14 protein-coding genes are annotated in these 13,017 nt (G+C 66.8%); 11 read left to right on the forward strand and 3 right to left on the reverse strand.

The window, feature by feature from the left end; genetic code table 11:
- Positions 1 to 221 precede the first annotated feature (221 nt).
- Both RCP37_RS05815 and RCP37_RS05820 read left to right on the forward strand, forming a co-directional pair.
- Positions 222 to 833, forward strand: coding sequence for an HhH-GPD-type base excision DNA repair protein (locus RCP37_RS05815; RefSeq protein WP_308486007.1), 612 nt, complete (start codon positions 222 to 224; stop codon positions 831 to 833).
- The gene (locus RCP37_RS05820) at positions 830 to 976 is read left to right on the forward strand and encodes a DUF1059 domain-containing protein (protein WP_308486008.1); all 147 of its coding nucleotides are present in this window, start codon (positions 830 to 832) and stop codon (positions 974 to 976) included. Before RCP37_RS05815 ends, RCP37_RS05820 begins: the two co-directional genes overlap by 4 nt.
- Here the strand turns inward: RCP37_RS05820 and RCP37_RS05825 are convergent.
- Entirely contained in the window at positions 970 to 1,839 is an 870-nt protein-coding gene (locus RCP37_RS05825) for a DUF4349 domain-containing protein (RefSeq protein ID WP_308486009.1), read from the reverse strand. The genes RCP37_RS05820 and RCP37_RS05825 overlap by 7 nt on opposite strands.
- Positions 1,797 to 2,792: an Rv1157c family protein gene (locus RCP37_RS05830; protein WP_308486010.1), complete on the reverse strand. Its 996-nt coding sequence runs from the start codon at positions 2,790 to 2,792 to the stop codon at positions 1,797 to 1,799. The genes RCP37_RS05825 and RCP37_RS05830 overlap by 43 nt, the downstream gene beginning before the upstream one ends.
- A 186-nt stretch (positions 2,793 to 2,978) precedes the next feature.
- On the opposite strand from RCP37_RS05830, the gene RCP37_RS05835 reads away from it, so the two are divergent.
- Positions 2,979 to 4,274, forward strand: a complete 1,296-nt coding sequence (locus RCP37_RS05835) for a mannosyltransferase (protein WP_308486011.1) — start codon at positions 2,979 to 2,981, stop codon at positions 4,272 to 4,274.
- On the opposite strand, the gene RCP37_RS05840 is transcribed toward RCP37_RS05835, so the two are convergent.
- Positions 4,252 to 4,536 carry a 4a-hydroxytetrahydrobiopterin dehydratase gene (locus tag RCP37_RS05840; RefSeq protein ID WP_308486012.1) on the reverse strand — a complete coding sequence of 95 codons (285 nt, stop codon included), beginning with the start codon at positions 4,534 to 4,536 and terminating at the stop codon, positions 4,252 to 4,254. The two genes, RCP37_RS05835 and RCP37_RS05840, sit on opposite strands and share 23 nt — an antisense overlap.
- Before the next feature lie 33 nt (positions 4,537 to 4,569).
- Here RCP37_RS05840 and RCP37_RS05845 point away from each other — a divergent pair, with 33 nt between their 5' ends.
- From RCP37_RS05845 to RCP37_RS05880, 8 genes are all read left to right on the forward strand, one after another.
- Positions 4,570 to 4,974 carry a (deoxy)nucleoside triphosphate pyrophosphohydrolase gene (locus tag RCP37_RS05845; RefSeq protein WP_308486013.1) on the forward strand — a complete coding sequence of 135 codons (405 nt, stop codon included), beginning with the start codon at positions 4,570 to 4,572 and terminating at the stop codon, positions 4,972 to 4,974.
- Between the two features lie 153 nt (positions 4,975 to 5,127).
- Complete coding sequence (locus tag RCP37_RS05850) at positions 5,128 to 8,850, forward strand: nitrate reductase subunit alpha (RefSeq protein ID WP_308486014.1); 3,723 nt, start codon at positions 5,128 to 5,130, stop codon at positions 8,848 to 8,850.
- 4 nt (positions 8,851 to 8,854) lie between these two features.
- Positions 8,855 to 10,462 carry a nitrate reductase subunit beta gene (gene narH / locus RCP37_RS05855; RefSeq protein WP_308486015.1) on the forward strand — a complete coding sequence of 536 codons (1,608 nt, stop codon included), beginning with the start codon at positions 8,855 to 8,857 and terminating at the stop codon, positions 10,460 to 10,462.
- The gene (gene narJ, locus RCP37_RS05860; protein ID WP_308486016.1) at positions 10,459 to 11,127 is read left to right on the forward strand and encodes a nitrate reductase molybdenum cofactor assembly chaperone; all 669 of its coding nucleotides are present in this window, start codon (positions 10,459 to 10,461) and stop codon (positions 11,125 to 11,127) included. The genes narH and narJ overlap by 4 nt, the downstream gene beginning before the upstream one ends.
- A complete protein-coding gene (gene narI / locus RCP37_RS05865; protein ID WP_308486017.1) occupies positions 11,124 to 11,873 on the forward strand; it encodes a respiratory nitrate reductase subunit gamma in 750 nt (249 codons plus the stop codon). The genes narJ and narI overlap by 4 nt, the downstream gene beginning before the upstream one ends.
- Complete coding sequence (locus RCP37_RS05870; protein WP_308486018.1) at positions 11,870 to 12,187, forward strand: DUF732 domain-containing protein; 318 nt, start codon at positions 11,870 to 11,872, stop codon at positions 12,185 to 12,187. Before narI ends, RCP37_RS05870 begins: the two co-directional genes overlap by 4 nt.
- An 8-nt stretch (positions 12,188 to 12,195) precedes the next feature.
- Positions 12,196 to 12,579, forward strand: coding sequence for a RidA family protein (locus RCP37_RS05875; protein WP_308486019.1), 384 nt, complete (start codon positions 12,196 to 12,198; stop codon positions 12,577 to 12,579).
- 39 nt (positions 12,580 to 12,618) lie between these two features.
- Positions 12,619 to 13,008, forward strand: coding sequence for a MarR family winged helix-turn-helix transcriptional regulator (locus RCP37_RS05880; RefSeq protein WP_125079740.1), 390 nt, complete (start codon positions 12,619 to 12,621; stop codon positions 13,006 to 13,008).
- Positions 13,009 to 13,017: the final 9 nt, after the last annotated feature.

Here is a 13,017-nt window from a genome sequence, read left to right on the forward strand (position 1 = left end):
AGACGCGAGTATTGGCTCGAGCATCGGACTGTATCTTCGCCCCCGGCGAGTGGCGGACGTGGAGTGTATGAGTCGTTCCCGCAGTTTGTCGGGCACCCGGGCCAGTACACGTCCGGCCGCTGCGGCGGGACGGTGTACGGCTGTGATCGATCATGGTTACGCTCTCCTCAGTTGGTGTAACGCGGGCGCATGACCGTCCGCTGTCTGTCGAGAGGTGGTTGGTGAGTCCGAAACTCTGCCTCGTTCAAGAACCCGAGGCCGACGCACTGCTCTCGGGAGATCCGTTCGCGCTGTTGGTCGGAATGCTGCTCGATCAGCAGATCCCGATGGAGGTAGCGTTCGCCGGCCCGAAGAAGCTCGCGGAGCGGATGGGTGGGCTGGACCCGCACGACATCGCCGTGCGCGACCCGGACGAGTTCGCCGCGTTGTTCGCCGAAAAGCCTGCGGTACACCGGTTTCCGGGTTCGATGGCGGGTCGGGTCCAGGCCCTGGCCAAAGCCATCGTCGATCAGTACGGCGGCGACACGACCGCATTGTGGACGGTCGGTGAGCCCGATGGCGCCGAGGTGCTCAAGCGCCTCAAGGCACTGCCCGGCTACGGCGAGCAGAAGGCTCGGATCTTTCTGGCCCTGCTCGGCAAGCAATACGGTGTGACCCCGTCGGGTTGGCGGGAGGCTGCCGGGGCATACGGTGAGCCCGGAACACATCTGTCGATCGCCGACGTCGTGGATGCGTCGTCGCTGCAGCAGGTGCGATCCACCAAGAAGGCCCAGAAACTGGCTGCGAAGACCGGCCGGGACGGTCGGAAAAATGTAGGAAAGGCGACGACGTGAAAACTCACCTGAACTGTCCGTGCGGCGAGGCGATGACCGGCAAAGACGAGGACGAACTGGTCGTGGTGGTGCAGAAGCACCTCGCCGATGTGCACCCCGGTATGGAGTACGACCGGGACGCCATCTTGTTCATGGCCTACTGACGCCGCCGTCGGGTCCTGCGGCGCAGGACCACCACGACGCCGGCGATCACCACGATCACCGGCAGCCAGGGCAGTAGGAAACCCGCGACCGAGATCAGGCCGTGGGTGAACGACAGCAGGGCATGCCAGCCGTGGCGAACCGACGCGACGAATCCGGGCGAGGTCGACTCGAACTCGGAGGCCAGTGAAACGGTGAGCGTCGCGTAGCTGATCTGGTCGCCGAGCTGGGTGCGTTGCGCCCGCAGGCTGTCGAGATCGGCCTGCCGTGACGTCAGCTCCTTCTCGGCCTGCAGCAGATCGGCCGTGGTGGAGGCAGACTTGATCAGCGCGGTCAACCGGTCCACCGACGCCTGCAACGCGGCGACCCGCGCATCGAGGTCCACACGCTGTCCGGTGACGTCGTCGTGCCGCAACGCGATCGACGAGACATCCCCCAGTTGCTTTGCGTCATCGAGGAATTCATCGACCTTTGCGGACGGGATACGCAGGGTCAGCTCGGCGGTGTGGGACTGACCCGGTGCCGTGCTTTCGGTGCGGTCGTCGATGCGGCCACCGAGTCCGATGGTCAGGTCGATGAGTCGCTCCACCGATGCGCCGACGTCGCTCACCGCGATATTGAGGCTGCCGGTGGTCACGACATCCCGTTGCAGCTGCTGAGTCGGCGGGCTCATCGGCGCCGGCGCGGAAACCGCGTCCGCGGACGGCGACCGTTCCGGCGACGGCCGTTCCCCGGCGCAACCGCTGATCGCCAGGAGCAACATCGCAGCCAGGCCGATCAACAACGTCCACGGTGCCGACGCGCGGGGGACGGTCATGGCTGTCAGGGCACCACCGTCGAGCCGATGGTGGGCAGGAAGTTGCACTGGTGGTCCTTGGTGCTGACCTGACCAAAGATCGTCGACATGATGCTGCCCGAACCGGTGTCGACGATCGCGGTCAGCGTCGTCGGCCCCTCGGGGTTGATGTCGGTGCGCGGCTGCAGGGTGGCGCTGCCGGACTTGCCGGTGGTCAGGTTCACCCACGTGACGTTCAGCGGTAGCTTCTGCGTCTCGGCCGGGCCCGGGGTCCCCATCGCGGTGAACACGTAGGCCGTCTGGCCGGGCTTGGGGCCGGGGGTCGGAATCGTGGCCGGGCCGGCCACCGACAGTGCAGTGGCGATGACAGTGCCGCCGTCGGCCTGGCAGTTCTGGCCGATGGAGGGGTACATGAAGTCCTGGGTCGGAGGGGCGTCCGGGCCGAAGCCGGGGGTCGCCGCGTCGGGTGCCGCGACGGTCGAGGCGGCTTCGGGAGCTGCCGGGAGCGCGTCAGGGAGGGCTTCGGCGGGCGCGGGCAGGGCTTCGGGCGCATTGATTGCGGCCTGCGGCACCGGGCCCACCGACTTGGCCGGGTTGACGCCGCTGGGCAGGTGGGCCACCAGCCCGGGTTCCGAGCCGGCCGTCGGTACGTGGTTGCTCGGCAGCGCCTCGGGCGGCGACTGCACGAACTGCGCCACCGAGTCGGCCACCTGCCGCGAGTTCGCGGGCGTGTTGGAGTTTCCGGTGAATGCGGCGGCCGCGGCCATCAGCAGCGACGTCGCCCCGGCGGGGTCGGCAGCGGCCTGCTGGATCACCGGGCTCAACTGCTCGATGGCGGGCAGCCCGGGAAATCCGGCGGTGGGCAGCGGCAGTGCCGGCATGGCCGGGTCGGCCATGGCCACCCCACCGACGGCGCCGAGGACCAGCACGGCCGACGATCCGGCGGCGATGGCCGCCTTAGCGGCGGTGGCACGCTGCGTCTTGAAATGCGTCGTGGCGAACAGCGTCCGGAGGCGCGACATGACTTCCCCAATCGTCGGCAATGACTTGCTGAAAACCGAAGTTAGCCTGTTGCTGGTGAGGCTCAAGTGACACGTGTGTCATTTATAGAACCGTTACGGACCCGAACCGCGACGGTGATCTGGCGGCCGTTCGCTAGAGTCGTGCCGGTAGACACCACTCTCGACACCCCGCCTGCGCGTTCGCTGATGAATCGCCTGACTGCGTGGGCGCCATTGCTGCTGGCGATCAGCATCGCTGCGCGACTCGCCTGGACCTACCTCACCCCGCACGGCGCCAACTTCGTCGACCTGCACGTCTACATCAGTGGCGCGGCCGCGCTGGCCCAGCCCGGCGCGCTGTATGACTACGTCTACGCCGACCAGACCCCGGACTTTCCGCTGCCGTTCACCTACCCGCCGTTCGCCGCGGTGGTGTTCTACCCGCTGCATTTCCTGCCGTTCGGGCTGGTCGCGCTCTTGTGGCAGATCGGCACGGTGGCCGCCCTGTATGGAGTGGTGCGGCTGTGCCAGCGCCTCCTCGGCGGAGCCTCGCTGAACCGCTCGGCTGATGCGGCGGTTCCAGCTTCGCCTCTCCTTCGTCGAGCCTCGCTGAACCGCTCGGCTGATGCGGCGGTTCCAGCTTCGCCTCTCCTTCGTCGAGCCTCGCTGAACCGCCGGGTCGCGATGGTGTGGACGGCTGCCGGGATCTGGACCGAACCGTTGCGCAGCACCTTCGACTACGGCCAGATCAACGTGATCCTGGTGCTGGCGGTGCTTTATGCCGTCTACAGCCAGCGGTGGTGGATGTCGGGGCTGTTGGTCGGGCTGGCCGCCGGGGTGAAGCTGACCCCGGCGATCGCCGGGGTCTATCTGGCCGGGGCGCGGCGCTGGGCCGCCGCGGTGTTCTCGGCCGTCGTCTTCGCCGGCACCATTGCGGTGTCGGTGTGGGCCACCGGCGATCAGGCCCGCCGCTACTTCACCGAGTTACTCGGTGACGCTCACCGGGTAGGGCCGATCGGAACCTCGTTCAACCAGTCCTGGCGGGGCGGGATCTCGCGCATCCTCGGACACGACGCCGGTTACAGCCCGCCGGTGCTGATCGCGATCGTCGTCACCGCGGTGCTGGCCGTACTTGCCTGGCGGGCGTTGAACAGTACTCCTGCCGGACCCGATGTCTTGGGGTCGTTGTTGGTGGTCGAGCTCTTCGGGCTGCTGGCGTCACCGATTTCCTGGACCCATCACTGGGTGTGGCTGCTGCCGCTGATGATCTGGCTGTTCTACGGGCCCTACTCGGATCGTCCGGGCGCCCGCATCCTGGGTTGGGTCTGGTTGGCGCTCACCCTCATCGGGGTGCCATGGCTGCTGAGCTTCTTCCAGCCGACAATCTGGCAGGACGGCCGGCCCTGGTACCTGGCCTGGGCCGGCCTGGTCTACATCGTCGGTGCGCTGGTCACCTTGGGCTGGATGGCGACCACGCGGGTCACGCCGCGAGAAGCCGGTTGATCTCGCCCGCCATCGCCACATCCTTGTCGGTGATCCCGCCTTCGGAGTGCGTCACCAGCACGAACGTCACAGTTCGCCAGCGGATATCGATGTCGGGGTGGTGATCGGCCGCTTCGGCGCGCTCGGCGACCTGCCGGACGGCGTCGATCCCGGCCAGAAACGAGCCGAACTTGACCGAGCGCCGCAGCGTTCCGTCGGCGAGTTCCCAGCCTTCGAGGTCGGACAGCGCCGCATTCACCTGATCGTCAGTCAACAAAGCCATACCCGACGGTAGGACGGTATAGCCTCACACGCCATGTCACCCCAGATCGTTGTCGCCGGAGCCGTGCTCGCCGAATCCGCGGCCGGGCGCACGGTGCTGATCGCGCAGCGGCGCCGCCCGCCGGAGCTGGCCGGTCGTTGGGAGCTGCCCGGCGGCAAGGTCATGCCGGGGGAGAGTGAACCCGCCGCGTTGGCCCGCGAGCTCGGCGAAGAGCTGGGTCTCGATGCAGGCGCCATCAAGGTGGGCGAGCGCCTGGGTGCTGATGTGCCGCTGAACCCGGAGATGATCTTGCGCGCGTACCTGGTCGGGCTGACCAGCGGCGAGCCGCAGCCCCATGACCATCAGGCCCTTCGCTGGGTGACGGCTGTGCAACTGGCCGACGTTGACTGGGTACCTGCTGATCGAGCTTGGCTGGCGGAGCTGGCTCAGGCACTCTGATGAAAAGGCTCTGTTAAATCTTCCCGACGGATTAGCTCGTCGAGCGATATATCCCGCTACGCTGGTGTTTCGGGCCTGATATGGCGCGCGGCGGTGGCTCAGGCCTACGTGAAATCCGTCGCGGCGCGGCGACCCGCGAAGGAGAATTCGGAGATGACACGCGCAGCGCGACCGCCCACCACGGGAATCGGTGGCCCACTCGAAGAACTGCTGGAACGCAGCGGGCGGTTCTTCACCCGGGGACAGGTCTCGTCGGACCTGCGCACCGTCACCCACCGGGGCGGTCGGGAGGCCGACACCTTCTACCGGGACCGCTGGAGCCACGACAAGGTGGTCCGGTCCACTCACGGGGTCAACTGCACCGGGTCGTGTTCCTGGAAGATCTTCGTCAAGGACGGCATCATCACCTGGGAGAACCAGGCCACCGACTATCCCTCGGTGGGCCCGGACCGGCCCGAGTACGAGCCCCGCGGCTGCCCGCGCGGCGCCTCGTTCTCCTGGTACTCCTACTCGCCGACCCGGGTGCGTTACCCCTACGCGCGCGGCGCCCTGGTCGAGATGTTCCGAGAGGCCAAGGCGCGCCTGGGCGACCCGGTGCTGGCGTGGGCGGACATTCAGGCCGACCCCGAGCGTCGTCGGCGCTACCAGCAGGCCCGCGGCATGGGCGGCCTGATCCGGGTGTCCTGGGCCGAAGCCACCGAGATGATCGCCGCCGCCCACGTGCACACCATCAAGACCTACGGCCCGGACCGGGTGGCGGGGTTCTCCCCGATTCCGGCGATGTCGATGGTGTCGTTCGCCGCCGGGTCACGCTTCATCCAGATGCTCGGCGGCGTGATGACGTCCTTCTACGACTGGTATGCCGACCTGCCGGTCGCCTCACCCCAGGTGTTCGGCGACCAGACCGACGTCCCGGAATCCGGGGACTGGTGGGACGCGGCCTACCTGATGATGTGGGGCTCCAATGTCCCGATCACCCGCACGCCCGACGCGCACTGGATGGCCGAAGTCCGTTACCGCGGCACCAAGGTGGTCACCGTCAGCCCGGACTACGCCGACAACACCAAGTTTGCCGACGAGTGGATGCCGTGTGCGGCCGGCACCGACGGCGCGCTGGCGATGGCGATGGGCCACGTCATCCTCACCGAGTGCTACGTCAAGCAGGAGGTGCCGTTCTTCACCGACTACGTGCGCCGCTACACCGACCTGCCGTTCCTGATCAAGCTGGAGGAACGCGACGGCCGACTGATTCCCGGAAAGAACCTGACCGCCGCCGACCTGGGCGGGGACCAGGCAAACGTCGAGAACGCGGCGTTCAAACCGGCCCTGCTGGATGAGGCCACCGACACCGTTGTGGTGCCGCACGGCTCGCTGGGCTTCCGCTGGGGCGACGACGGCATGGGCAAGTGGAACCTGGACCTCGGTGAGCTGCGGCCGGCGTTGACCGTCAAGAACCCGAAATTTCTCAACGGCGATCAGCCCGCCGCGCTGGTCTCGCTGCCCGGCTTCGACACCGTGACCGGTCACGGCACCGTCGTCGAGCGCGGGGTGCCGGTGCGTCAGGTCGGTGAGCACCTGGTCTGCACGGTGTTCGACCTGATGCTGGCCAACTACTCGGTGCGCCGGCCCTGGCTGCCCGGCGAATGGCCGACCGGTTACGACGACGACACACAGGTCAACACCCCGGCGTGGCAAGAGTCGATCACCGGGGTCTCGGCCTCGCAGGCGATCCGGATCGCGCGCGAATTCGCCCGCAACGCAGAAGAATCCGGCGGCCGGTCAATGATCATCATGGGCAGCGGCATCTGCCAGTGGTTCCACGGCGATGCCACCTACCGGGCGGTCCTCGCGCTGCTGATGCTCACCGGATCGATGGGACGCAACGGTGGCGGCTGGGCACACTACGTCGGCCAGGAGAAGGTGCGCCCGCTGACCGGATGGGCCACGATGGCCGCGGGCAGCGACTGGACGCGCCCGCCGCGTCAGGTGCCGGGCACCTCCTACTGGTATGCCCACACCGATCAGTGGCGCTACGACGCCTACGGCGCCGAGAAGCTGACCACCCCGCTCGGACGCGGCCGATTCGACGGCCGGCACACGATGGACATCCTGGCGTCGGCCACCGCGATGGGCTGGAGCCCGTTCTACCCGCAGTTCGACCGGTCCAGCCTGGATGTGGCCGACGAGGCCGACACCGCCGGCCGTGACGCGGGGGAGTTCGTCGCCGAGCAACTCGCCGCCGGTGACTTGAAGCTGTCGGTCACCGATCCGGACAACCCGGTGAACTGGCCGCGCGTGCTCACGGTGTGGCGGGCCAACCTCATCGGCGCGTCTGGCAAGGGCGGGGAGTACTTCCTCAAGCACCTGCTGGGCACCGACGCCAGCGTGATCGGCGAGCCGCCCGCCGGCGGGGTGAAGCCGGCCGATGTGCGCTGGGACAGCGACATTCCCGAGGGCAAGCTCGATCTGCTCATGTCGATCGACTTCCGGATGACCTCGACCACCCTGATGTCCGACATCGTGCTGCCGGCGGCTACCTGGTACGAGAAGGCCGACCTGTCGTCGACCGACATGCACCCCTACGTGCACTCGTTCAGCGCGGCGATCGACCCGCCCTGGGAGACCCGCAGCGATTTCGACGCATTCGGCGCGATCGCGAGGACGTTCAGCGCCTTGGCGGTTAAGCACCTGGGCGTGCGCAACGACGTCGTGCTGACCGCGATGCAGCACGACACCGCGGACGCGATGGCCTACCCCGACGGAACCGAGCGTGACTGGTTGCGTAACGGCGAGACGCCGATTCCCGGCAAGACCATGCCCAAAGTGACTGTGGTGGAGCGTGATTACACCGCCATCGGCGACATGTGGCAGTCCCTGGGCCCGCTGGTGGACACCTTGGGGCTGACCACCAAGGGCTACACCGTGTTTCCGCACGAAGAGGTCGAGGAACTGGCCGCCAAGTTCGGGGTGATGAAATCCGGCGCCGGCACCGGGCGCCCCGCGCTGACCACCGCGACCCGGATGGCCGACACCGTGCTGGCGCTGTCGGGCACCACCAACGGCCGGATCGCGACGGAGGGTTTCCGGGAGCTGGAGAAACGCACCGGCCAGCGACTGGCACACCTGTCCGAGGGCAGTGAGGAGAAGCGGATCACCTACGCCGACACCCAGGCGCGGCCGGTGCCGGTGGTCACGAGCCCGGAGTGGTCGGGCAGCGAGACCGGGGGGCGGCGCTACGCCCCGTTCACGATCAACATCGAATGCCTCAAGCCGTTCCACACCCTGACCGGCCGGATGCACTTCTACACCGCCCACGACTGGATCGAGGAGCTCGGCGAACATTTGCCGGTCTACCGCCCGCCGCTGGACATGGCGCGGCTGTTTGACGCCCCCGAACTCGGCGAGACCGGGGACGGCATCGGAATCACCGTGCGGTACTTGACCCCGCACTCGAAGTGGTCGTTCCACTCCACCTACCAGGACAACCTGTACATGCTGTCGCTGTCGCGCGGCGGCCCCACCATGTGGATGAGTCCGGGCGATGCCGCGAAAATCGGTGTCAAGGATAACGATTGGATTGAAGCCGTCAACGTCAACGGCGTGTTCGTCGGTCGCGCGATCGTCAGTCAGCGGATGCCGGACGGGGTGGTGTTCGTCTACCACGTGCAGGAGCGCACCGTGGACACCCCGCGGGCCGAGACCAACAACAAGCGCGGCGGCACGCACAACTCGTTGACCCGGATCCGGGTCAAGCCCAGTCACTTGGCCGGTGGCTACGGCCAGCACGCGTTCGCATTCAACTACCTGGGACCGACCGGCAATCAGCGCGACGAGGTGACAGTGGTGCGGCGCCGCAGCCAGGACGTGAGGTATTAGAGCGATGAAAGTAATGGCGCAGATGGCCATGGTGATGAACCTGGACAAATGTATTGGGTGCCATACCTGTTCGGTGACCTGCAAACAGGCCTGGACCAACCGCGAGGGAACCGAGTACGTCTGGTTCAACAATGTCGAAACTCGCCCCGGCGGTGGCTATCCGCGGACCTATGAAGACCAGGGCCGCTGGAAGGGCGGTTGGACGCTGGACAAGAAGGGTCGATTGCGTCTGCTGGCCGGTGGCCGGCTCCACAAGCTGCTGAACATCTTCGCCAACCCCAACCTGCCCGGCTTGAAGGACTACTACGAGCCGTGGACCTACGACTACGAGAACCTGACCGCTGCGCCGCTGGGAGACACCATTCCGGTTGCGGCGCCGAAGAGCTCGATTACCGGCGAGCCGATGAAGATCCAGTGGGGACCCAACTGGGATGACAACCTCGCTGGGGCGCCGGAGACCCTGGTCAACGACCCGATCCTGGCGAAGGTCAGTGACCAGGTCAAAAGCGACTTCGAAGATACCTTCATGTTCTACCTGCCGCGGATCTGTGAGCACTGCCTGAATCCGTCGTGCGTGGCGTCGTGTCCGACCGGCGCCATCTACAAGCGTGAAGAAGACGGCATCGTGCTGGTCGACCAGGACCGCTGTCGTGGTTGGCGGTTGTGTGTGTCGGGATGCCCGTACAAGAAGGTGTATTTCAACCACAAGACCGGCAAGGCCGAGAAGTGCCATTTCTGTTACCCGCGTATCGAAGTCGGCTTGCCGACGGTGTGCTCGGAGACCTGCGTGGGCCGGCTGCGCTACATCGGCCTGGTGCTCTACGACGCCGACAAGGTGCTCGAGGCGGCTTCGGTCGACGACGACACGCACCTGTATGAGGCGCAGCGCGGCGTGTTCCTTGACCCGACCGACCCGCAGGTGATCGCGGGAGCGCGCGCCGAGGGGATCTCCGATGCCTGGATCGAGGCGGCGCAACGGTCGCCGATCTACGCGCTGATCAACACCTACAAGGTGGCGTTGCCGTTGCATCCGGAATACCGGACCATGCCGATGGTCTGGTACATCCCGCCGTTATCGCCGGTGGTCGATGCGGTCAGCCGCGACGGGCACGACGGGGAGGACCTGGGCAACCTATTCGGGGCCCTTTCGGCGCTGCGTATCCCGATGGCCTATCTCGCCGAGCTGTTCACCGCCGGTGACACCGGCGTGATCGAGGGTGTACTGCGCCGGCTCGCGGCGATGCGCTCCTACATGCGCGACATCAGCCTGGGCCGCGAGACCCAGCCGCACATTCCCGCCTCGGTCGGAATGACCGAGGAAGAGATGTACAACATGTACCGCCTGCTCGCGATCGCGAAATACGAAGAGCGTTATGTGATTCCCACCGCCTACAGCCAGCAGGCGCACGACCTCGAACACCTGGGCTGCTCGATCACCGGCGGACCGGAGGGGTACGAGGAGGATCCGTTCGTCGGCGCCGATGATGTGGCGAAGACGTCGTTCCATCTGGTCGAGAACGGGCACGCGCAGCGGCCGCGGGGCCGGACCAACCTGCTCAACTGGGGTGGCGGCGAGCAGGCCGTGCCGGAGATGTTCCCGGAGCACCAGTGAAACGATTCATTCACTCCCTGCGACGCCCAGCCGGTGGACCCGCCGACAGGGCGGTGTGGCAGTCGGCGTCGCTGCTGCTGTCCTACCCCGACGAGCAACTGCCCCAGCGGCTCGACACCGTCGAGGCACTGCTCGCCCACGCCGACGCGCCGGCGGCGAATCTGTTGCGGCGCACGGTCGCCGCGCTGCGCGTAGCGGACCCGATGACCGCCGCCGTCGACTACGTCGAAACCTTCGACATGCGGCGGCGCTCGACGATGTTTCTGACCTACTGGACCGGTGGTGACACCCGCAACCGCGGGATGCAGATGCTGGCCTTCGCCGCCGCCTACCGCGAGGCCGGCGCTGAGCCGCCCGTGGGGGAGGCGCCCGACCACCTGCCGGTGGTGCTGGAGTTCGCCGCCACGGTGGATCCGCAGGCCGGCCGACGGCTGCTGCTGGCGCACCGCACGCCGATCGATGTCCTGCACCGTGCGTTGAGCGAAGCGGGGTCGCCGTATGCCTTCGCCGTGGGCGCGGTCTGCGAGACGCTCCCGGCGGCAACCGATCAGGAGGTGCAGAACGTGAGTCAGCTGATGGCGTCCGGGCCGCCCGCGGAAGCCGTTGGGCTTCAACCCTTCACGGCAGCCGTTTCGCTCGGGATGCCGAAGGTGCCGACCCGATGACCGACGTCACCCTCATCAGCCCCGCGGAGCTGTGGTGGGACATCGTGCCGTACTTCGTGCTGGCCATTGCGGGCGTGGCCACCTGGTGGCGGTATAAGTACGACAAGTTCGGGTGGACCACCCGCTCGTCGCAGCTATATGAGTCCAAGCTGCTGCGGATCGGCAGCCCGATGTTCCACTTCGGCAGCTTCGTGGTGATCGCAGGGCACATCATGGGGCTCTTCGTCCCCGAGTCGTGGACCGAAGCGCTGGGCATGAGCGACCGGCTCTATCACCTGCAGGCGCTGATCCTGGGCCTACCTGCCGGCATCGCCACCCTGGTCGGGGTCGGGTTGCTGATCTACCGGCGTCGTACCGAGCGCTCGGTGTTCAAGGCCACCAGCGTCAGCGACAAGCTGATGTATGCGGTGCTGGTGTGTGCGCTGGTGGTCGGGATGAGCTGCACCCTGATGGGCACCACCGCGTACGGCGAGGCGCATGACTACCGGCAGACGGTCTCGGTCTGGTTCCGGTCGATCTTTACGCTCGATCCGCGGGGCGATTTGATGCTGCAGGCGCCGCTGTATTTCCAGGTTCACGTCATGATTGCGTTGACTTTGTTCGCGCTGTGGCCGTTCACTCGTCTGGTGCACGCATTCAGCGCGCCGATCGGGTATCTGTTTCGGCCGTACATCGTCTACCGCAGCCGCGACGTCGCTAGGAGGAATCAGCCGATGGGTTCACGACCACAACGGAGGGGTTGGTGAAAATCCGCGCGGCGCTGCTCGGCGCGCTCGGCTGTGTCTGCTTCGCGTCGCCGGCTCAGGCTGATCCGTCCGAAACCGACACCAATTTCCTGGTGTCCCTGCGGGCGGCCGGAATCACCTACAACAACGCTGACCAGGCCATCATCACCGCGAAAATGGTGTGCGGGTTCATCTCCGAGGGCCAGCCCAGCCCGCAGGTGCTTGAGGGTCTCAAGGCGCGAAACCCGGGCTTGACGACCGAGCACGGAACCCAGTTCGTCGGGATCGCCGCCCAGGTGTACTGCCCCGATCAGCTGGTGCGCAACGGCACCTAGGAGCATCCATGAAGGTCGTGATTCCCGAGTGGATGAAGCCGATCTACGCCAACTTTCACTACGCGCCGGCCGTCATCGTCGGAGATCAGCTGCGCTGCTCGGGCATGATCGGCATCCGGCCGGACCTGTCCGTGCCGGAAGACCCGACCGAGCAGATCACCCTGGCCTTCGAGAATCTGCGCGGTCTGCTCGGCGAGGTGGGCCTGACCTTCGCCGACGTCGTTGAGATGACCACCTACCACGTCGGGCTCTCTGCGCAGATCGACCGATTCATCGCTGTCAAGGACACCTACGTGGCCGCCCCGTACCCCGCGTGGACAGCCGTCGGGATCTCCGAACTGGCCATCCCGGGGGCGGTGGTTGAAATTCGGATCACCGCAGAGCTGAGCTGAGCTGCGCGCGCTGGCGGAGCTCGGCATAAAGTTACAGACGTGCCACTGCCTGACGAGGTCTATTCCCGACTGCTTGCGTTCCGCACGCGGTTGCGGCGCTTTGAGCGGTGGAGCGCCGACCAGGCGCAAGCGGCCGGACTCACCCCTGCGCAGCACCAGTTGCTGCTGGCGATCCGGGGCCACGGTGACTCGCGAGGGCCGACGGTCGGCGACATCGCGGAATACCTGCTGTTGCGCCACCACAGTGCCGGAGAGCTGATCCAGCGGGCCGAAGCGGCCGGCCTGGTCACCCGGGTCCGCGACAGCGGCGACCAGCGGGTGATCCGGCTTCAGCTCACCGAAACGGCGGCGCAATGCCTGCAATCGCTGACCGAACTGCACGTCAAGGAGCTCGAGAGGTTCTCCGCGGAGTCCCCACTGGGGCTGTGACCTTCATTG

This window comes from Mycolicibacter sp. MU0102 (assembly GCF_963378105.1).
Taxonomy (GTDB): domain Bacteria; phylum Actinomycetota; class Actinomycetes; order Mycobacteriales; family Mycobacteriaceae; genus Mycobacterium; species Mycobacterium holstebronense.

Excerpts from the sequence above, each read along its gene's own strand:
- RCP37_RS05835 (WP_308486011.1), top strand. The coding sequence starts at position 2,979 with ATGAATCGCCTGACTGCGTGGGCGCCATTGCTGCTGGCGATCAGCATC.
- RCP37_RS05840 (WP_308486012.1), bottom strand. The coding sequence starts at position 4,536 with ATGGCTTTGTTGACTGACGATCAGGTGAATGCGGCGCTGTCCGACCTC.
- RCP37_RS05850 (WP_308486014.1), top strand. The coding sequence starts at position 5,128 with ATGACACGCGCAGCGCGACCGCCCACCACGGGAATCGGTGGCCCACTC.
- RCP37_RS05830 (WP_308486010.1), bottom strand. The coding sequence starts at position 2,792 with ATGTCGCGCCTCCGGACGCTGTTCGCCACGACGCATTTCAAGACGCAG.
- RCP37_RS05845 (WP_308486013.1), top strand. The coding sequence starts at position 4,570 with ATGTCACCCCAGATCGTTGTCGCCGGAGCCGTGCTCGCCGAATCCGCG.
- RCP37_RS05875 (WP_308486019.1), top strand. The coding sequence starts at position 12,196 with ATGAAGGTCGTGATTCCCGAGTGGATGAAGCCGATCTACGCCAACTTT.
- narI (WP_308486017.1), top strand. The coding sequence starts at position 11,124 with ATGACCGACGTCACCCTCATCAGCCCCGCGGAGCTGTGGTGGGACATC.
- narH (WP_308486015.1), top strand. The coding sequence starts at position 8,855 with ATGAAAGTAATGGCGCAGATGGCCATGGTGATGAACCTGGACAAATGT.